This is a genomic window from Janibacter hoylei PVAS-1 (genome assembly GCF_000297495.1).
Classification (GTDB): Bacteria; Actinomycetota; Actinomycetes; order Actinomycetales; family Dermatophilaceae; genus Janibacter; species Janibacter hoylei.
The window spans coordinates 1-18,207 of sequence record NZ_ALWX01000074.1 but is presented as its reverse complement, the minus strand read 5'-3'; the positions used below and the strand labels follow the sequence as shown (position 1 = coordinate 18,207).

The 18,207-nt window shown below is 69.9% G+C and carries 18 protein-coding genes, 1 tRNA gene and 3 pseudogenes; 18 read left to right on the top strand and 4 right to left on the bottom strand.

Annotated elements, in window-relative coordinates; translation table 11 throughout:
* Positions 1–29 precede the first annotated feature (29 nt).
* Positions 30–1,184, bottom strand: coding sequence for a glycerophosphodiester phosphodiesterase family protein (locus B277_RS13740; protein ID WP_238148002.1), 1,155 nt, complete (start codon positions 1,182–1,184; stop codon positions 30–32).
* A 162-nt stretch (positions 1,185–1,346) separates the two neighbouring features.
* Between B277_RS13740 and argG the strand changes: the two genes are divergently transcribed.
* The 14 genes and pseudogenes from argG to B277_RS13680 all read left to right on the top strand — a co-directional run bounded on the left by argG (position 1,347) and on the right by B277_RS13680 (position 13,194).
* Positions 1,347–2,774, top strand: coding sequence for an argininosuccinate synthase (gene argG, locus B277_RS13735; protein WP_007929292.1), 1,428 nt, complete (start codon positions 1,347–1,349; stop codon positions 2,772–2,774).
* Positions 2,775–2,852: 78 nt separating this feature from the next.
* Positions 2,853–4,031, top strand: a complete 1,179-nt coding sequence (locus B277_RS13730; protein ID WP_007929290.1) for a PucR family transcriptional regulator — start codon at positions 2,853–2,855, stop codon at positions 4,029–4,031.
* 55 nt (positions 4,032–4,086) lie between these two features.
* Positions 4,087–5,005 (top strand): annotated as a pseudogene (locus B277_RS13725) (ACP S-malonyltransferase); the annotation flags it as partial.
* Entirely contained in the window at positions 4,994–5,269 is a 276-nt protein-coding gene (locus tag B277_RS19245; RefSeq protein WP_238148019.1) for an acetyl-CoA carboxylase biotin carboxyl carrier protein, read from the top strand. The pseudogene B277_RS13725 and the gene B277_RS19245, both read left to right, overlap by 12 nt.
* Positions 5,266–6,264, top strand: coding sequence for a beta-ketoacyl-ACP synthase III (locus B277_RS13720; RefSeq protein WP_007929288.1), 999 nt, complete (start codon positions 5,266–5,268; stop codon positions 6,262–6,264). Before B277_RS19245 ends, B277_RS13720 begins: the two co-directional genes overlap by 4 nt.
* 76 nt (positions 6,265–6,340) lie before the next feature.
* Positions 6,341–6,592: an acyl carrier protein gene (locus B277_RS13715; protein WP_007929281.1), complete on the top strand. Its 252-nt coding sequence runs from the start codon at positions 6,341–6,343 to the stop codon at positions 6,590–6,592.
* A gap of 78 nt (positions 6,593–6,670) precedes the next feature.
* Positions 6,671–7,926, top strand: a pseudogene (fabF, locus tag B277_RS13710) (beta-ketoacyl-ACP synthase II).
* Positions 7,923–8,618 (top strand): annotated as a pseudogene (locus B277_RS20520) (carboxyl transferase domain-containing protein); the annotation flags it as partial. The pseudogenes fabF and B277_RS20520, both read left to right, overlap by 4 nt.
* 76 nt (positions 8,619–8,694) lie before the next feature.
* Entirely contained in the window at positions 8,695–9,363 is a 669-nt protein-coding gene (locus tag B277_RS20515; protein WP_274517184.1) for a carboxyl transferase domain-containing protein, read from the top strand.
* A gap of 104 nt (positions 9,364–9,467) precedes the next feature.
* A complete protein-coding gene (locus B277_RS13700; protein WP_007929272.1) occupies positions 9,468–10,256 on the top strand; it encodes an amino acid ABC transporter ATP-binding protein in 789 nt (262 codons plus the stop codon).
* Positions 10,257–10,285: 29 nt separating this feature from the next.
* Positions 10,286–11,113, top strand: coding sequence for a glutamate ABC transporter substrate-binding protein (locus B277_RS13695; protein ID WP_007929271.1), 828 nt, complete (start codon positions 10,286–10,288; stop codon positions 11,111–11,113).
* 92 nt (positions 11,114–11,205) lie between these two features.
* A complete protein-coding gene (locus tag B277_RS13690) occupies positions 11,206–11,886 on the top strand; it encodes an amino acid ABC transporter permease (protein WP_007929270.1) in 681 nt (226 codons plus the stop codon).
* 45 nt (positions 11,887–11,931) lie between these two features.
* Positions 11,932–12,759 carry an amino acid ABC transporter permease gene (locus tag B277_RS13685; protein ID WP_007929268.1) on the top strand — a complete coding sequence of 276 codons (828 nt, stop codon included), beginning with the start codon at positions 11,932–11,934 and terminating at the stop codon, positions 12,757–12,759.
* Between the two features lie 9 nt (positions 12,760–12,768).
* Positions 12,769–13,194, top strand: a complete 426-nt coding sequence (locus B277_RS13680; protein WP_007929266.1) for a pyridoxamine 5'-phosphate oxidase family protein — start codon at positions 12,769–12,771, stop codon at positions 13,192–13,194.
* Positions 13,195–13,308: 114 nt separating this feature from the next.
* Here B277_RS13680 and B277_RS13675 read toward each other — a convergent pair whose 3' ends face one another.
* A complete protein-coding gene (locus tag B277_RS13675) occupies positions 13,309–13,821 on the bottom strand; it encodes a DUF3145 domain-containing protein (protein ID WP_040881665.1) in 513 nt (170 codons plus the stop codon).
* A gap of 226 nt (positions 13,822–14,047) precedes the next feature.
* Here B277_RS13675 and B277_RS13670 point away from each other — a divergent pair.
* A tRNA-Ile gene (locus B277_RS13670) sits at positions 14,048–14,121 on the top strand.
* Between the two features lie 354 nt (positions 14,122–14,475).
* The gene (locus tag B277_RS19580; protein ID WP_272948425.1) at positions 14,476–14,604 is read left to right on the top strand and encodes a hypothetical protein; all 129 of its coding nucleotides are present in this window, start codon (positions 14,476–14,478) and stop codon (positions 14,602–14,604) included.
* A gap of 78 nt (positions 14,605–14,682) precedes the next feature.
* Here B277_RS19580 and B277_RS13665 read toward each other — a convergent pair whose 3' ends face one another.
* Positions 14,683–15,036: a hypothetical protein gene (locus tag B277_RS13665; RefSeq protein WP_007929261.1), complete on the bottom strand. Its 354-nt coding sequence runs from the start codon at positions 15,034–15,036 to the stop codon at positions 14,683–14,685.
* A gap of 259 nt (positions 15,037–15,295) precedes the next feature.
* Between B277_RS13665 and B277_RS13660 the strand changes: the two genes are divergently transcribed.
* Together B277_RS13660 and B277_RS17045 are read left to right on the top strand one after the other, a co-directional pair.
* On the top strand, positions 15,296–16,672 hold the full coding sequence (locus B277_RS13660) for a hypothetical protein (protein WP_051988072.1): 1,377 nt from the start codon (positions 15,296–15,298) through the stop codon (positions 16,670–16,672).
* A 380-nt stretch (positions 16,673–17,052) separates the two neighbouring features.
* A protein-coding gene (locus tag B277_RS17045; protein WP_370239738.1) for an IS5 family transposase occupies positions 17,053–17,899 on the top strand; the annotation gives its coding sequence in 2 pieces (ribosomal slippage) (positions 17,053–17,358 and positions 17,360–17,899; 846 coding nt in all).
* On the opposite strand, the gene B277_RS13645 is transcribed toward B277_RS17045, so the two are convergent.
* On the bottom strand, positions 17,880–18,140 hold the full coding sequence (locus B277_RS13645; protein WP_007929257.1) for a hypothetical protein: 261 nt from the start codon (positions 18,138–18,140) through the stop codon (positions 17,880–17,882). The genes B277_RS17045 and B277_RS13645 overlap by 20 nt on opposite strands.
* Between the last annotated feature and the right edge of the window lie 67 nt (positions 18,141–18,207).

Here is an 18,207-nt window from a genome sequence, read left to right as displayed (position 1 = left end):
GCGGGTGCGACCCTCCCTTCGTCAGGTCGTCAGTCGTCGCCGAGGAAGGTGCGCCGGGCCTCGACGCACACGTCCGGCTGGTCGCAGAAGACGCCGTCGACCCCGGCCTCGTAGAAGCGGGTGACCTCGTCCAGTGCCCGGCCGAAGTCTGCCGGGTCGGTCCCGATGCGGTAGTCGGTGGGCAGGAAGGAGTTTTCCGCGCGGAAGGTCCACGGCGTGACCTTCAGCCCCGCGGCGTGCGCGTCGGCGACGAAGCGCGTCGGCTCCCCCAGCGACCCGTCAGCACGAAGGGGGATCACCTGCGCCTTCTCGGGACCGAAGCCGTCGATCCACCGGGAGAGCTCTCCCATGGACCGACGGGTCGTCAGCTCGGCGTAGGTCGTGCCCTGCTCGTGGAGGTCGTAGGGACCTCCCTTCGCCGTGGTGAGGAAGGTGGAGCGGCCCTTGTACCCGGCGCGGCGCAGGTCCTTCAGGGCCGTCAGCTCGAAGGACTGGACCCACATGGGGGCCTTCTTGCTGTTGAGGTGGTACTTCTTCGCCAGCCGGGCGACCTCTCGCTCGGGGTCGAAACCCTCGGCGTGCAGGTAGGTGGAGTGCTTGATCTCCGGGATGATCCCGATCTCCCGGCCGGTCTCCTTCGACAGGCGCGCGCGCTGGCGGAGCACCTCCTCGAAGGTCGGTACCTCGAAGCGGCCGTCGTAGGTGCTCGACTCCTGCCGCAGGTCACCGAGGCGCTCCTTGGCACGCAGGGTCTTGAGCTCGGCGAGGGTGAAGTCGTCGACGAACCAGCCCGTCGTCGGGGTGCCGTCGAGGTCCTTGGTCGTCTTGCGGTCGGCGAACTCCGGGTGGTCGGCGACGTCCGTCGTGCCGGAGATCTCCGGCTCGTGACGGTCGACGAGGACCCCGTCCTTGGTCATGACGAGATCGGGCTCGATGTAGTCGGCGCGCATGCCGACGGCCAGCTCGTAGGCGGCGAGGGTGTGCTCCGGTCGGTAGCCGGAGGCGCCGCGGTGGGCGAAGATCTGCGGCTGCAGGCTCTCCCCCTTCTCCGGGCGGTGACCGGGGCGGTCCGGTGTCGAGGTCTGGACCGTCGACGTGGCCGCGGAGGAGGTGCCGGCCACGGCGACAGGGACGAGCAGGGTGGTGGCACACAGCGCGCCGGTGAGCATCCTGGAGGTGGTCATGCGCGGGACGCTAGGGACCCGAGACCGGCGACCGGAGACGCTGGGGTGCTGCGGGGGTGAAGTCATCATGACGCGACGGTGGCCGGATCGTCAGCACGTGGTCAGGACGATTGGGGTGGACCGCGATGCCGGCCGGTCACCCGAGGACCTAGGCTGTGGGGCGTGTCCAAGGTACTGACTTCCCTCCCTGTTGGTGAACGTGTCGGCATCGCCTTCTCCGGCGGACTCGACACCTCGGTGGCCGTCGCGTGGATGCGCGAGAAGGGGGCGGTGCCGTGCACGTACACCGCCGACCTCGGCCAGTACGACGAGGACGACATCGAGTCGATCCCCGGTCGCGCCGGCCAGTACGGCTCGGAGCTCTCCCGCCTGGTCGACTGCAAGGGCCCGCTCGTCGAGGAGGGCCTGTCCGCGATCGCCACCGGCGCCTTCCACATCCGCAGCGGCGGCCGCACCTACTTCAACACCACCCCCCTCGGCCGCGCCGTCACCGGCACCCTGCTCGTGCGGGCCATGAAGGAGGACGGCGTCTCGATCTGGGGCGACGGCTCGACCTACAAGGGCAACGACATCGAGCGCTTCTACCGCTACGGCCTCATGGCCAACCCCGGGCTGCGCATCTACAAGCCGTGGCTCGACGCCGACTTCGTCACCGAGCTCGGCGGCCGCCAGGAGATGTCCGAGTGGCTGACCGAGCGCGGCCTGCCCTACCGCGACAGCGCCGAGAAGGCCTACTCGACCGACGCCAACATCTGGGGCGCGACCCACGAGGCCAAGACCCTCGAGCACCTCGACGTCTCCCTCGAGACCGTCGAGCCGATCATGGGGGTGCGCTTCTGGGACCCCGAGGTGGCCATCGAGGCCGAGGACGTCACCGTCCGCTTCGAGCGGGGTCGCCCCGTCGCCATCAACGGCGACGACTTCGGGGGCGACGCGGTCGCCCTCGTCATGGCGGCCAACACCATCGGTGGCCGGCACGGCCTGGGCATGTCCGACCAGATCGAAAACCGGATCATCGAGGCCAAGTCCCGGGGCATCTACGAGGGCCCGGCGATGGCCCTGCTCCACCTCACCTACGAGCGCCTGGTCAACGCGGTGCACAACGAGGACACCATCGCCAGCTACCACGCGGAGGGCCGCCGCCTCGGTCGTCTGCTCTACGAGGGCCGCTGGTTCGACCCGCAGGCGCTCATGCTGCGCGAGTCGCTGCAGCGCTGGGTTGCCTCCGTCGTCACCGGCGAGGTCACGGTGCGCCTGCGCCGCGGCGAGGACTGGACGATCGTCAACACGGTGGGCGAGCACTTCAGTTACCACCCCGACAAGCTGTCGATGGAACGCACGGACAATGCCGCCTTCGGCCCCGTCGACCGCATCGGTCAGCTGACGATGCGCAACCTCGACATCGCCGACAGTCGCAGCAAGCTCGAGGTCTACGCCGCGCAGGACCAGCTCTCCGGCGGCTACCTCGACATCATGGGCGAGCTCGAGGCCGGCGGCGGCGACCAGATCGCCTCCAACCCGGCCGCGCAGGACGTCGACGAGATCGACGACGCCCTCGACCGCGCCGCCATGGAGTTCGGCACCGACTGACCGCTCATCTGGTGGAGGAGCGCCGCACGCGAAGGGAGGGCGCGGCCCTCTTGTGGTCTTCACACATAGGATGGCGGCGTGTCGCGTCGAGGCCTCGTCTCCCTGACCACCCGCCGTGAGGTCCGCCGGAGGGGCGGTGACCTCGCGCGGGCGGCGACGCAGCGGCTCGAGGCCACCCACGACTGGTACGCCACCCTCACCGCGCAGGAACGGTCGTGGGTGGGGCTCGTGGCCCAGGCGGGCATCGCCAACTTCATCCAGTGGCTCGACGGCAAGGAATCGGCCGACACGCGGACGACCTTCGGCGCCGCACCCCGCGAGCTGACCCGGACGATCAGCTTGGCCCAGACCCTCGAGCTCGCGCGCTCGGTCGTCGACGTCGTCGAGGAGCACGTCGACGAGCTCGCCCGCCCCGGTGACGTCACCGACCTGCGGCTGGCGGTGCTGCGCTACTCGCGCGAGATCGCCTTCGGCGCCGCCCAGGTCTACGCCCACGCCGCGGAGCAGCGGGGCGCCTGGGACGCCCGCTTGGAGTCGCTCGTCATCGACGCGGTGATGCGCGGCGAGGTCGACGAGTCGATCCGCACCCGCGCGGCCGCTCTCGGATGGGGTGAGGTCACCGACATCGTTGTGCTCGTGGGCGGTTCGCCATCGGGCAGCGACGAGGAAGACCCTGCCGCCGCCGTGGCAGCGGTCCACTCGACCGCGCGCCGGCACGACCTGCCCGTCCTCACCGGTGTGCAGGGCGCACGGCTCGTGGCCGTCGTCGGGCAGTGCGAGGACGCCGCGTCCACGGCACAGCTCTTCGCCGACTGCTTCGGCGACGGCGACCTCGTGCACGGTCCGCTCGTCGGCGACCTCGCCGAGGGCGCCCTGTCGGCCCACGCCGCCGTCGCCGGCCACGTGGCCGCCCCAGGCTGGCCGGACCGACCCCGACCGGTCGCCGCCGACGACCTGCTCGCCGAGCGGGCGATCGCCGGGGACGACCTCGCGCAGGCACAGCTGGTCGAGCTCGTGCAGACCCCACTCGAGGAGCACCCGAGCCTGCTCGAGACGGCCCGGACGCACCTGGAGTCCCCCGGGCTCGAGGCGACAGCGCGCACGCTCATCGTCCACGTCAACACGGTGCGCTACCGGCTCGGTCGGATCACCGACGTCATCGGCTACGACCTCGGCGACCCGCACGAGGCCTTCACCGTCCGCGTCGCCCTGACCCTCGGGGCCATCTTGGAGGATCCCTCCAAGAGCCTGGGGTGAATCTCTGGGGCCATCGCTGTCGCCCCCAGCGGTCGCCGAGGAGGACTCTGGACTCGTGCTCGCCATCACCTGCCCCGGTCAAGGGTCCCAGACACCCGGTTTCCTCGCCCCCTGGCTCGAGCTGCCCGGGGTGGCCGACCGACTCCACTGGCTGTCGACCGTCGCCGCCATCGACCTGGCAGCCCACGGCACGACCTCCGACGAGGAGACGATCAAGGACACCGCGGTCGCCCAGCCGCTCATCGTCGCCTCGGGGCTCCTCGCGCTCCTCGCCCTCTTCGAGCACCCGGCCGACGGCTTCCGGGTCGTCGGGGCCGGCGCAGGTCACAGCGTCGGCGAGATCACGGCCGCGACCGCTGCCGGCGTCATCACCGCCGAGCAGGCGATGGTCCTCGTGCGTGAGCGGGGCCGGTCGATGGCCGCCGCCTCCCGGGTCGCCCCGACCGGCATGAGCGCCGTCCTGGGCGGTGACGAAGGGGAGGTCCTCGCCGCGATCGAGTCGCACGGCCTGACCCCGGCCAATGTCAACGGTGCCGGCCAGGTCGTCGCCGCCGGCACGCTCGACCAGCTCGCGGCCTTCGCCGCTGCTCCCCCGGCCCGGGCCCGGGTCATGCCGCTCAAGGTCGCCGGGGCCTTCCACACCTCGCACATGGCCCCTGCCGTCGACGACCTCGCTCGTCTGGCCCGCGCCGTCTCGACGCACGACGCCCGGGTCCCCCCTCGTCTCCAACGTCGACGGCACCGTCGTGCACTCCGGCAGCGAGGTGCTGCGGCGCATCGTCAGCCAGGTGAGCAACCCGGTGCGCTGGGACCTGTGCATGGAGACGCTCAAGGACCTCGGGGTCACCGGCATCATCGAGATCCCGCCCGCCGGCGCCCTCACCGGCCTCGCCAAGCGCGGGCTCAAGGGCATCGAGGTCCTCGCGCTCAAGACGCCCGACGACCTCGAGGCCGCGCACCGGATGGTCCGCGAGCACGGCACGAGCCGCCGGGCCACCGAGCCGACGTGGCGCCTGATCACCGCTCCGATCAAGGGCACCGTCGGCATCACGACGGCCGAGCCCGGCTCGCCGGTCGCGGCCGGGGACGTCATCGCCCGCATCTCCTCGCTGCGCGACACCCTCGAGGTGCGGGCCCAGCACCCCGGCACGATCGTCGAGTGGCTCGTCGAGGACGGTGACCCCGTCTCGCCGGGGCAGCCTGTCCTGCGCCTGCACCCGCAGGGCGGCCTCGCGTGAGCACGCTCGGCGTCGCGCAGACGCTGCACCATGCTCGGATCACCGGCATCGGCGGCTACCGCCCGGAGCGGGTCGTCCCCAACAGCGAGATCGTCGCCGCCATCGACTCCTCCGACGAGTGGATCCGCGAGCGCTCCGGCATCGCCTCCCGGCACAAGGCTGCGCCGGACGAGAGCGTCGTCGACATGGCCGAGCACGCCTCCCGCGATGCCCTCGCCTACGCCGGGCTCGACGCCACGCAGATCGGTGCGGTGGTCGTGGCCACCGTGACCCACCCCTTCCAGACACCGGCTGCCGCACCCGAGCTCGCCTCTCGTCTGGGCTCGGCCGCCGCCGCCTTCGACGTCTCCGCGGCCTGCGCCGGCTACTGCCACGGCATCTCGCTCGCCAACGACATGGTCCGGGTCGGCACGGCCGAGCACGTGCTCGTCGTGGGGGTCGAAAAGCTGCTCGACTTCACCGACCCGCAGGACCGTGGCTCCGCCTTCATCTTCGGTGACGGAGCGGGCGCCGCGATCGTCTCCCGCAGCGACGTCCCGGGCATCTCCCCGACGGTCTGGGGCAGCGACGGCGAGCAGAAGGACCTCATCGCCCAGCGCGACTCGTGGAACCAGCTGCGCACCGACCGCGACCTGCGCTGGCCCGCCATCGTCATGCAGGGCCCGAGCGTCTTCCGCTGGGCGGTGTGGTCCATGGCCAAGGAGGCGCAGCGCGCCCTCGACGTGGCCGGCGTGCGCGCGGACGAGCTCGCCGCCTTCATCCCCCACCAGGCCAACGTGCGGATCATCGACCAGATGGTCAAGACGCTCGGCCTGCCGCAGGACCTGCCCGTCGCCCGCGACATCGTCACGACCGCCAACACCTCGGCAGCCTCGATCCCCCTCGCGATGGAGCGCATGCTGCGCGAGGGCGAGGTCGAGCCCGGTGGCCTGGCCCTGCAGATCGGCTTCGGCGCCGGTCTCGTCTGGGCCGCCCAGGTCGTGACCCTCCCCTAGATCACCCGTCGGTCCGACGGGTCCTCGGACCAGCACCACCGCCCCACCGCACCACCCACAACAAAGGAGCAGTTCCATGGCATTCAGCGACCAGGAGATCCTCGACGGCCTCGCCGAGATCGTCTCGGAGGAGACCGGTGTCGACGCGTCCGAGGTGACCGCCGACAAGACCTTCACCGACGACCTCGACGTCGACTCGCTGTCGATGATGACGATCGCCGTGACCGCCGAGGAGAAGTTCGGGGCCAAGATCCCCGACGAGGAGGTCAAGAACCTCAAGACCGTCGGCGACGCCGTCACCTTCATCAAGGCCAACCAGGCCGCGTGAGCCGGGGGTCCTCCCTTCGTCACGAGCGAAGGGAGGACCCGCGCCTCTCCTCCCACCCCACCCGTCAGGAGCCCCCGCATGACCTCTCCCCGGCCCACCGTCGTCGTCACCGGCCTCGGCGCCACGACCCCGCTCGGCGGCACCGCCGAGGAGACCTGGCAGGCGGCCCTCGCCGGCCGCTCCGGCGCCCGGACGCTCGACGCGTCGTGGGTCGAGGACTACGAGCTGCCCGTCTCCTTCGCGGCCCAACTCGCCGTCCCCGTCTCGCAGGTGCTCAAGAAGGTCGAGACCAAGCGACTCGACCCCTTCGCGCAGTACGCGCTCGTCGCCGCCCGTGAGGCCTGGGCCGACGCCGGCTCCCCGGAGGTCGACCCGGAGCGCCTCGCCAGCTCGGTCGGCACCGGCATCGGCGGTGTGCAGACCCTGCTCACCGCGTGGGAGGCCCTGCGCACCAAGGGTCCGCGCCGCGTCTACCCGCTGTCGATCCCGATGCTCATGCCCAACAGCGCCTCCGGCACCGTCTCGCTCGAGTTCGGCGCCCGCGCCGGCGCGCACACCCTCGTCTCCGCCTGCTCCTCCGGCGCCGAGTCGATCGGGTACGGCGCCCACCTCATCCGCGAGGGGCTCGCCGACGTCGTCATCGCCGGCGGGTCGGAGGCGTCGATCCACCCGCTGCCCATCGCCGGCTTCGCCTCGATGCAGGCCCTGTCGACGCGCAACGACTCCCCCGAGACCGCCTCGCGCCCCTACGACACCGACCGCGACGGATTCCTCCTCGGCGAGGGCGGCGCCATCCTCGTCCTCGAGTCCGAGGAGCACGCCCGCGCCCGCGACGCCCGGATCATCTGCGAGCTCGCCGGCTTCGGCGTGAGTGCCGACTCGCACCACATCGCCCGCCCCCGACGCCCGAGGCCGCCGGTGCCTCCCGGGCCATGGCCGACGCGGTCCGCGACGCCGGTGCCACACCCGCCGACGTGTGCCACATCAACGCCCACGCGACGTCGACCCCCGTCGGCGACGTCGCCGAGGTGGCGGCGATCCGTCGGGCCTTCGGTGCCGACGCCGACCACATGGCCATCAGCGGCACGAAGTCGATGACCGGCCACCTCCTCGGCGCCGCCGGCGCCCTCGAGGCGGTCTTCGCCGTGCAGGCCGTCCGCGACCGGGTCGCCCCGCCGACGATCAACATCGACAACCTCGACCCCGCGGTCGACCTCGACATCGTGCGCGACCAGCCCCGTCAGCTCGCCGCCGACGGTGACCTGCTCGTCCTGGACAACTCCTTCGGCTTCGGGGGGCACAACGTCGCCCTGGCCTTCAGGAGCCACGCATGACCCGCCAGCCCAATGCGGCCTCGGCCGCGGTCGGCACGCGCGTCAAGGTCCCGCGCGAGGAGGACCCGCGCAACCCGAACCACCGCCTCGCCGCCTTCCTCGACGAGGGCTCGCTCGAGCTGATCACCGAGGACGACGACTCGGGCATGCTCGCCGCGACCGGCACGGTCGGTGGTCAGCCGGTCGTCGTCTTCGCCTCCGACGCGACGATCATGGGCGGCGCGATGGGCGTCGCCGGGTGCACGGTCGTCGTCGCCGCATACGAGCGGGCCCTCGCCGACGGCGTGCCCGTCCTCGGCCTGTGGCACTCGGGCGGCGCGCGCCTGCCCGAGGGCGTCGTCTCGCTCCACGCGGTCGGCGAGGTCTTCGCGATCATGACCCGTGCCTCGGGCAAGATCCCCCAGATCTCCGTCGTCATCGGCGCCGCCGCCGGCGGCGCGGCCTACGGGCCGGCACTCACCGACATCGTCATCCTCGCCCCGGAGGGGCGGATCTTCGTCACCGGGCCGGACGTCGTCCGGTCGGTCACGGGTGAGGACGTCGACGCCCTTCGTCTCGGTGGACCGGAGCCGCACGGTCGCCGCTCGGGGGTCGTCCACGTGCTCGCCGAGTCGATCGACGACGCCTTCGGCCGGGCCGGCACCCTGTGCCGGCTGCTCGGCGACCAAGGCGACTTCGACCTCGCCGCGGTCACCGACGTCGACCTGGCCCAGCAGCTGCCCGAGTCGGCCAAGCGGGCCTACGACGTCCACCCCCCTCGTCGAGCAGCTGCTCGACGAGGGAGAGGTCCAGGAGCTGCACGGCCGGTGGGCGCCCAACATCGTGACGACGCTCGGTCGCATGGGCGGGCGCACAGTGGGCGTCATCGCCAACAACCCGATGCGGCTGGGCGGCTGCCTCGACTCCTCGTCCGCGGAGAAGGCCGCCCGCTTCGTGCGGATGTGCGATGCCTTCGGTGTCCCGCTCGTCGTCCTCGTCGACGTCCCCGGCTACCTCCCCGGGGTCGGCCAGGAGTGGGACGGCGTCGTGCGGCGGGGAGCCAAGCTGCTGCACGCCTTCGCCGAGGCGGTCGTGCCGCGGGTCACCGTCGTCACCCGCAAGACCTACGGCGGGGCCTACATCGCGATGAACTCCCGCTCCCTGGGCGCCACCAAGGTCTTCGCCTGGCCCGACGCCCACGTGGCCGTCATGGGCTCGGTCGCCGCGATCCGCATCCTGCACCGCCGCCGCCTGGCCGAGGTCGACGAGTCGGAACTGGCCGAGGTCGAGCAACAGCTCGCCGACGAGCACGACCGCCTCTCCGGCGGTCTGCCGCGAGCCGTGGAGATCGGCGTCGTCGACGAGATCGTCGAGCCGACCCGCACGCGGTCGGCGGTCGCGACGGCCCTGGCCGAGGCGCCTGCTCGCCGTGGGGAGCACGGCAACATCCCGCTCTGACGAGCGCGACCCACGCTGCGCCGGCGTGACCTGAGTGTCTCACTCAGGTCCACGCCGGCGCCCATGTGTGACCGCAGGCACAGACCGGGCACTATGTTGCTCGCATGCCGAGCGACGCCTCCACCAGCGCCACCGCCACCAGCGAGACCGCCACCCACGAGCCCCTCGTCGTACTCACCGACGTCAACAAGCACTTCGGGCAGCTGCACGTCCTCAAGGACATCAACCTCACCGTCGGGCGCGGCGAGGTCGTCGTCGTCATCGGCCCGTCGGGCTCGGGCAAGTCCACGCTCTGCCGCACGATCAACCGGCTCGAGACCTACGAGTCGGGCAGCATCACCGTCGACGGCAAGCCGCTGCCCGAGGAGGGCAAGGAGCTCGCCCGGCTGCGTGCCGACGTCGGCATGGTCTTCCAGTCCTTCAACCTCTTCGCGCACAAGACGATCCTCGACAACGTGACGCTCGGCCCGATCAAGGTGCGCAAGAAGTCCAAGGCCGAGGCAACCCAGCGCGCCCACGAGCTGCTCACCCGGGTGGGCGTCGACGCCCAGTCCGCGAAGTACCCCGCCCAGCTCTCCGGCGGCCAGCAGCAGCGGGTGGCCATCGCCCGCTCGCTCGCGATGGACCCCAAGGTCATGCTCTTCGACGAGCCGACGTCGGCCCTCGACCCCGAGATGATCAACGAGGTCCTCGACGTCATGACCCAGCTGGCCCAGACCGGCATGACGATGATCGTCGTCACCCACGAGATGGGCTTCGCGCGCCGCGCGGCCGACCGGGTCGTCTTCATGGCCGACGGGCAGATCGTCGAGACGGCGACGCCCGAGGAGTTCTTCACCAACCCGCAGAGCGATCGTGCCAAGGACTTCCTCGGCAAGATCCTCAGCCACTGACCACGCACGACCCAACCAGGAGGAACAGCATGATGACGCGACGACTCGCCGCAGCAGGAGCAACCCTCGTCCTCGCCCTGGGCCTGGCGGCCTGCGGTGACGACAGCGGGGACGGAGGCGGATCGGGAGGCGGCGACAGCATCAAGATCGGGATCAAGTTCGACCAGCCCGGCCTCGGTCTCAAGGAGGGCAACTCGTACTCGGGCTTCGACGTCGATGTGGCCAACTACGTGGCCAAGGAGATGGGCAAGACCGACGTGCAGTTCGTCCAGGCCCCGAGCAAGCAGCGCGAGGACCTCATCGCCACCGGCCAGGTGGACCTGATCTTCGCGACCTACTCGATCACCGACGAGCGCAAGGAAAAGGTCTCCTTCGCCGGCCCGTACTTCATCGCCGGCCAGGACCTGCTCGTCGCCACGGACGCCAAGATCACCGGGCCCAAGGATCTCGACGGCAAGAAGCTGTGCTCGGTCACCGGCTCCACCTCCGCGGACAACGTCAAGAAGGAGGTCCCGGGCGTCAACCTCCAGGAGTTCGACACCTACTCCAAGTGCGCCGAGGCGGTCTCCAAGGGCCAGCTCGACGCCCTGACGACCGACGACACGATCCTCGCCGGCTACGCGGCGCAGGACCAGTACAAGGGCAAGCTCAAGGTCGTCGGTGCCCCCTTCTCCGAGGAGCGCTACGGCGTCGGCCTCAAGAAGGGCGACACCAAGCTCTGCGAGCAGGTCAACGAGGCGCTGACCAAGATGGTCGACGACGGCGAGTGGGACAAGGCGGTGGAGAAGAACTTCGGGCCGGCCGGCTTCAAGGTCGACTCCGAGACCAACCCGCCGAAGCTCGACTCCTGCTCCTGACCGACGAGGACGAAGGGGGCCGGCCGCCTGCGCGCGGCGGCGTCGGCCCCCTTCGTCCCTCCGCTGACGACGCCATCGACAAGGAGTAGTGGATGAGCGAGCTCTTCCAGCAGTTCGACGTGTGGGGGGCCTTCTGGCTGACCATCAAGCTGGCGGTGTTGTCCCTCGCGGGGGCCCTCGTGCTCGGCACGATCATCGCGATCATGCGGGTCTCGCCGGTGGCGATCTTCCGCTTCGGCGGGGCCGCCTACGTCAACATCGTGCGCAACACGCCCCTGACCCTGATCCTGACCTTCACGATCATGGTCATGCTCTATGACCTCGGCATCAACCTCGCCGACGAGAGCAGCCCGACGTCGATCACCGACAACGGCGTGCGCTGGGCGATCGTCGGGCTGGCCGTCTACCACGCGGCCTTCGTCTGCGAGGCGATCCGCAGCGGGATCAACACCGTGCCCGCCGGGCAGGCCGAGGCGGCCCGCTCTCTCGGTCTGGGCTTCACCCAGAACCTGCGGTACGTCGTCCTGCCCCAGGCGGTCCGCGGCGCCATCGCGCCGCTCGCATCGGTGACCATCGCCCTCATCAAGAACACGACCGTCGCAGCCGCCATCGGTGTCGCCGAGACCGCGGCCTTCATGAACGAGGCGATCGAGCTGCGGGCCGACCTCAACTACGTGACCTTCGCCCTCGTGGCCGGGTTCTTCCTGCTCCTCACCCTGCCGATCGGCATCGGGCTGACGAGCCTGTCGCGGCGGATGGCGGTCAAGCGATGAGCACCCAGACCGTCCTCTTCGACAACCCCGGCCCCCCGAGCGCGGATGCGCTACCGCATCATCGCCGTGCTCGGCCTGGTCCTCGCCGCCGCGGTCGCCTGGGTCGTCGTCGGCAAGCTCAACGAGTACGAGGAGTTCTCCGGCGCGAAGTGGTCGCCGATGGCGACCTGGGAGACCTGGCGCTACTACCTGCTCATGGGCCTGTGGAACACCATCAAGGCGGCCGCGCTGTCGGTCGTCGGTGCGAGCATCTTCGGCTTCGTCTTCGGCTCGGGTCGGCTGTCGGCCCATGCCGGGGTCCGCTGGTTCAGCGGTGCCGTCGTCGAGTTCTTCCGCGCCATCCCCGTGCTGATCATGATGATCTTCTTCTTCGGGATCTACGCCTACAACGGCGTCTTCTCCGCCGACCTCAACCCGCTGGCCGCGGTCGTCACCGCCCTCACCCTCTACAACGGATCGGTCATGGCCGAGCTGCTGCGCTCCGGCGTGCACTCGCTGCCCGCCGGGCAGCGTGAGGCGGGCCTGGCCGTCGGCCTCTCCCCCGGTCAGGTGCTGCGCTCGATCCAGATCCCGCAGGCCGTGACGGCCATGCTGCCGGCGCTGGTGAGCCAGCTCGTCGTGATCCTCAAGGACACCGCGCTCGGCACGGTCATCACCTACCCGGAGCTGCTGCAGCAGGGGCAGAACCTCTCCTCGTTGCACTCCAACATCTTCGCGGCGCTCGTCGTCGTCGCGATCGTCTTCATCATCGTCAACTGGACGCTCACCTCGCTCGCCGGCCTGCTCGAGCGGCGGATCAACCGTCGTGGCCGCACGGCTGGCGACGCCCTCGCGACGGCCCCGACCGTGGCCGGGGCGGCGGCCGATGACTAGCATCGGAGCATGGACGAGCGCACGCCCGTGAAGATGTCCGTCGACGAGTGCTGGCAAGCCCTCCGGGGCCACGAGTTCGGCAGGCTCGCGTTCCACCTCCTCGGCGACGTGCACCTCACCCCGATCAACTACGCCGTCGACGGCGAGACGCTGCTCCTGCGGACCGCCGAGGGCAACAAGCTGCTCAGCGTCGTCCTGCAGGGCTCGGTCGCGCTCGAGATCGACGAGATCGGCACCGAGGAAGCGTGGTCGGTCGTCGTGCGCGGCACGACCCGGCTGCTCGAGGGCGACGAGGAGTACCGCGCCGAGCGGGTGCCGCTGCGCCCGTGGGTCGGTGACGACAAGCACCACGTCGTCGAGATCGCGCCGATCGAGGTGAGCGGTCGCCGGTTCCGCCTGTCCAAGCCGTGGGAGCACATGACCCCCGTGAGCTGACGGTCACGCGAGAAGGCGCCGCACGGAGGAGCTGGCTCTGCACGCGTCACGAAGGGGGCCGCGCCAAGGAGGGTGCGCGGCCCCCTTCGTCGTGGGGCGTGGGTCGTGCGGCGGTCAGCCGACCTTGTGCAGCCAGCGCACGGGAGCGCCGTCGCCGGCGTGGCGGAAGGGCTCGAGCTCGGCGTCCCAGGCGTCGCCGAGGAGCTCGCCGAGCATGTCCTCGACGGCCTCGCCCGCGCCCTGGGCGAGGGTCATGACCTCACGCAGGCGGTTTTCGTGCAGGACGACGTCGCCGGAGGCGCTGATCGTCGCGTGGTGGATGCCGAGGGTGGGCGTGTGGCTCCAGCGGGAGCCGTCGAGACCCGGCGTGGGCTCCTCGGTGACCTCGTAGCGCACGTTGTCCCAGCCGCGAAGGGCAGAGGCGAGCTTGGCGCCGGTACCGGGCTCCCCGGTCCAGGAAAACTCGGCACGCTTGAGCGACCGGCCGAGAGGCTGCTCGATCCAGTCCAGTGACACAGCCTGATCCAGCACGGACTCGAGCGCCCACGTGATGTGGGGGCACAGGGCCGTCGGGGTGCTGTGGATGAACACCACACCTCGGGTGCTGACACGCTTACCTGCAGACATCTCGATCCTCCTTGAGTGCGATGGACGTCTTCCCCAACGCCAAGCACTGCCATGGGATCGAGCTGCTGCCACGGGTCTCGCTCGTGGGTGTGCTGCTCGCACGATGTGTGGTTGTGCCAACATTCTGCCCCATCGGGCACAGGAGCACCACCCCTCACCCACGCCCCACCCGTATCGGGCACCACCGACGTCACGGGGTACTCTCACGCCGTCGCCCTCGGGCGAAGGGGCGATAGCTCAGTCGGTCAGAGCAGCGGACTCATAATCCGTCGGTCCTGGGTTCAAGCCCCAGTCGCCCCACCCGAGTTTGGGCCGGAATATCAACGATCTTGGCCCTCCCGATCGTCTAGCTCAGACCCAAGAATCGCCGAAGTTTCTGTAAAGTTTCCGTAGGAGGTTCCACGGGAGCACGACGACACCCCCGGCAGCAGTCGCCGCGGGGCGCGTGGGGCGTTTGGGGCGGCTTCGTGCTTACCGACGGGTGGCTCGCACCTGACCGCCCGGCGAAGCCGAGGCTGGCGCGCCTCGCCGCCGCGCCGGAGGGAACCAGGACCCAGGTCAACCGGGACTTCGGTGCCCAGTTAACTGAGGCGAAGGGGCGCCGCGCTGGCAGCCGCGCGGCAGGCGCAGCAGGGCGAGCAGGAGGGGGCGGAGATGACGCTCGCTCTGGCGGAGATCATCGAACCCGCCACCGCCGAGGACCGTGGGGCCGTCCGGACGCTCCTCGAGCGGCACGAAGCGCTGGACTTGCTCGCCGTTCTCGGGCTAGAAGACGATGAGTGAGCACGCAGATCTCGCTTGGCGCTGGACCGCCGCGCCGGGCCATAAGACGACGTCAGCGCGCGTCCACCTCGCCGCCGTTCATGGTGCAGAGTTGACCTCACCCGACGACTCCGACATGCAGACCTGTCCTTCGTAAGCGTCGTCGGGAATACCGTCGTCGTTTAGGTCGGCGCCCGTGGCGTCAGGGTTGGGCTCCAACGGGACGTAGTCCTCCGGATAGGTCTCCTCGGGCACCTCCACCGTCTCTTCCCCGAAGACGTCTTCAATCGCATTCGCCAACCGTTGAACTTGGCCGTAGGCGTACGCCCCCACCAGGAGGTACGGCAGCAGGATCGCCAACGCGACGAAGGCGGCCGCGCGACCAGCCCGCGAGGCCAGGTAGGCGAGAACCGCGAGGGCGAGCAGCAGGCCAGCGATGATGAGGATCTGCACGTCGATTCCGAGGGCTGACCGTGCCAGGCCGTACGCCGCTCCGACAGTGACCAGAGCAAGAACAAGCCCAGCTACGCCCCATCCCCAACTGCCTCGCCGCCGGGTCTCAACCTCAGTTGTGTTCACGGGCAGAAGTATCCATGAGCGACGTCAGCGCCGCAGCCGCTCTCTTCCTCCCCGTGACCTCGGTCGGCATCCCGGCGATGAGAGGGCTCGCCGCTAGTGTGCGACCACGGAACAAGAGCGAAGGAGCAGCAGCGTGGCTGAGCAGTCCTGGCATGAAGCACGACTCATCCCCACTTCTGGGATTAACGGGGCCGAGGAGCAGGAGCGCCGAGCGACCTCCGCTCTGCTCGCCGTGATGTCGGCCGTTGACGAGTTCGGAAAGGCACTCGTCAAGCCGCTAGGTGCGCCCGCTGGCAAGCTCGAGACCTTCGTCGAGGTGCCTTTCGAGCTCGGTGAGAAGCGCCTCTATCCCGACGGTCTCATCCGTGTCTCTCGAGGCAGCCGCTCCTGGACGGCCCTCGTCGAGGTGAAGACCGGCACGAACGCCCTGACCACTGAGCAGGTCGAGAACTATCTCGACATCGCCCGCGAACAGAAGTTCGACGCCGTGGTGACGATCAGCAACGAGATCCCGCCGATGGCCGGCCAGCACCCGACGAAGATCGACAAGCGCAAGCTTCGCACCGTGGCGCTCCACCACCTGCCGTGGTCGCAGGTACTCGCCGTCGCCGTACTCCAGAAGGAGTTTCGTGGTGTGGCCGACCCGGACCAGGCATGGATCCTTGGCGAGCTCATCCGGTACCTCGAGCACAATCGGTCCGGCGCCCTCGAGTTCAGCGACATGGGTGAGTCCTGGACGCAGGTGCGCGACGCGGTCACCTCGGGCACCCTTCGCGGCACCGACAAGGGCATCGCCGACGTGGTGGCCCGCTTCGACGCCTTGCTGCGCTTCGCCGGTCTGTCACTGGGGCGCCGCCTGGGCACCGAGGCGATGCCCGTGCTGACCCGCAAGGAGCTCGCCGACCCGAGTATCCGAGCCTCAGCCCTCGCGCAGTCGCTCGTGGAGACCGGCCAGCTATCCGGCGCCATCCGCGTGCCTGACACTGTCGGCGACCTCGTCGTGACCGCTGACCTGCGAGCGAAGCAGGTGACCTTCCACGTCGACGTGGGCGCCCCCGCGCAAGGCCGGCCGACGACGCGGGTCAACTGGCTGGCCCGTCAACTGAAGAACGCCCCCGACGGGGTCCGGGTCGAGTCCTTCGTCGCCCGCTCGCGCGCCTCGAGCGCGGCCGAGCTCCTGGGCAAGATCCGCGAGGATCCGACATGCCTCGTCACGGACCCCACCCGCGAGCTCCGCAGCTTCCGGGTGGCTCAGAGCGCCACGATGGGCAGCAAGCGCGGCAGGGGCCGGGGTGCGTTCATCGACTCGGTTCTCGACGGCATCGACACCTTCTATGCCGAGGTGCTCGGAGACGTCAAGGCGTGGTCAGCCGCTCCGCCTCGTCTTCGCCAGGAGGCCGACGTCACTCCTGAGCCGCTGCCAGCCTCGAGCCTGTCCTCGACCGACATCTCATCTCAGGACGGACCGGAGACCCAGCGTCCGCAAGCAAGCCCGGAGACGACGCCGTGAGCGCGTCACCGATCATCTAGCCGCCGGATGGCCCACTGGCCCGCTACTGGCAAGACAAAAGCAACCGCTCCTCATGCTCGCCGCAGCGGCGGCCATCAACGCGGTTCGGCCGCCCGTAGGCCCGCTTCTACGAGCCGCCCGCCGAGCGATTCTCGTAGGCGCAGCCGGTGGCGAAATGTTTCCGTAAAAGTTTCCCGCACGAGAACCAAGAGACCCCCTATTCGGCCAACCTTCGCCTACGCAAGAAGCCCGGAAAATGGCGGATATTCACCCTGGACCCGCCCCCGCTCTAGGGCGTGTTGATCAAGAGGTTCCGCTCCTCGGTGGGTGAGTCTTGAACGGTGACGCGACAGGAGATCTCTGACGAGGTGTGGGCCGTGATGGAGCCGTTGATGCCGACGGTGACCGGTCGGTCGCGGCCGTGGACGGATCACCGGCTCGCTATCGAGGGGATGGCGTGGAAGTACCGGACCGGTGCGCCGTGGCGTGACGTTCCGGAACGGTTCGGGAAGTGGAACTCGATCTACAAGCGGTTCAACCGGTGGGCCGGGGACGGCACCTGGCAGAAGCTGCTCACCGAGGTGCAGAAGCAGGCCGACGCCGCTGGGGAAATCGACTGGGTCGTCTCGATCGACTCCACGATCGCGCGCGTGCATCAGCACGGCGCGACCCTCGCCCGGGACACAGGGGGCTGTGCCGAATCACAAGAATCCGTGGTCCGAGCCGCCTGATCACGGGATCGGACGCTCCCGCGGCGGGCTGACGACCAAACTGCACCTGGTCTGCGACGGCCGCGGCCGGCCGCTGAGCATGATGATCACCGCCGGGAACATCAACGACACCACGATGATGAGCGCGGTGCTGGAGAACATCCGCGTTCCCCGCGACGGGAAGGGCCGCCCCCGCACCCACCCCGACCGGGTGCTCGCCGACAAGGGGTACCCCTCAAGGGCGAACCGCGCCTGGCTCCGCGACCGGAGGATCGCGGCGACCATCCCCGAGCGGGACGACCAGATCGCGCACCGCCGCAAGAAGCCGGGCCGGCCGATCGCTTTCGGCGACAAGCAGAAGGAACGCTACAAGGGACGCAACGTCGTAGAACGCTGCTTCAACCGTCTCAAGCAGTGGCGCGGCATCGCGATGCGCTCGGACAAACTCGCCCGCAACTACCGAGCCGCCGTCAGCCTCGCCGCGGCGCTGATCTGGATCAAGACCGATCTCCGCTGAGCGCTTCGCGCTCCTGCAGCGTGCGCTCAAGCTGTCCCACCGTCGGCGCACCCGCAAAGCCGCGCTCGGTCAGATAGACCCTGCACGCCAAGTCGGCAGTGTTCCCCTGGGACGGGAACAAGTCCTGACCGTCCAGAAGAATCGTGGGCGAGCCCGCGAAACCAGAGCTCACCGCCTCAGCCTCGGTGCGGATCAACACGAACTCCACCGGAACCATCGCCCGTCCGATCGAGTCGAGCACCAGCCGTACTCGATCGCCCCGCCTCCCTGCCAATTCGGGCAATCCTCGATATGCASCACCTGGATCT

Excerpts from the sequence above, each read along its gene's own strand:
- B277_RS19580 (WP_272948425.1), top strand. The coding sequence starts at position 14,476 with ATGACGCTCGCTCTGGCGGAGATCATCGAACCCGCCACCGCCGAGGAC.
- B277_RS13675 (WP_040881665.1), bottom strand. The coding sequence starts at position 13,821 with ATGTCTGCAGGTAAGCGTGTCAGCACCCGAGGTGTGGTGTTCATCCAC.
- B277_RS13690 (WP_007929270.1), top strand. The coding sequence starts at position 11,206 with ATGAGCGAGCTCTTCCAGCAGTTCGACGTGTGGGGGGCCTTCTGGCTG.
- B277_RS13680 (WP_007929266.1), top strand. The coding sequence starts at position 12,769 with ATGGACGAGCGCACGCCCGTGAAGATGTCCGTCGACGAGTGCTGGCAA.
- B277_RS13740 (WP_238148002.1), bottom strand. The coding sequence starts at position 1,184 with ATGACCACCTCCAGGATGCTCACCGGCGCGCTGTGTGCCACCACCCTG.
- B277_RS13715 (WP_007929281.1), top strand. The coding sequence starts at position 6,341 with ATGGCATTCAGCGACCAGGAGATCCTCGACGGCCTCGCCGAGATCGTC.
- B277_RS13695 (WP_007929271.1), top strand. The coding sequence starts at position 10,286 with ATGATGACGCGACGACTCGCCGCAGCAGGAGCAACCCTCGTCCTCGCC.
- B277_RS13700 (WP_007929272.1), top strand. The coding sequence starts at position 9,468 with ATGCCGAGCGACGCCTCCACCAGCGCCACCGCCACCAGCGAGACCGCC.
- B277_RS13685 (WP_007929268.1), top strand. The coding sequence starts at position 11,932 with ATGCGCTACCGCATCATCGCCGTGCTCGGCCTGGTCCTCGCCGCCGCG.
- B277_RS19245 (WP_238148019.1), top strand. The coding sequence starts at position 4,994 with ATGGTCCGCGAGCACGGCACGAGCCGCCGGGCCACCGAGCCGACGTGG.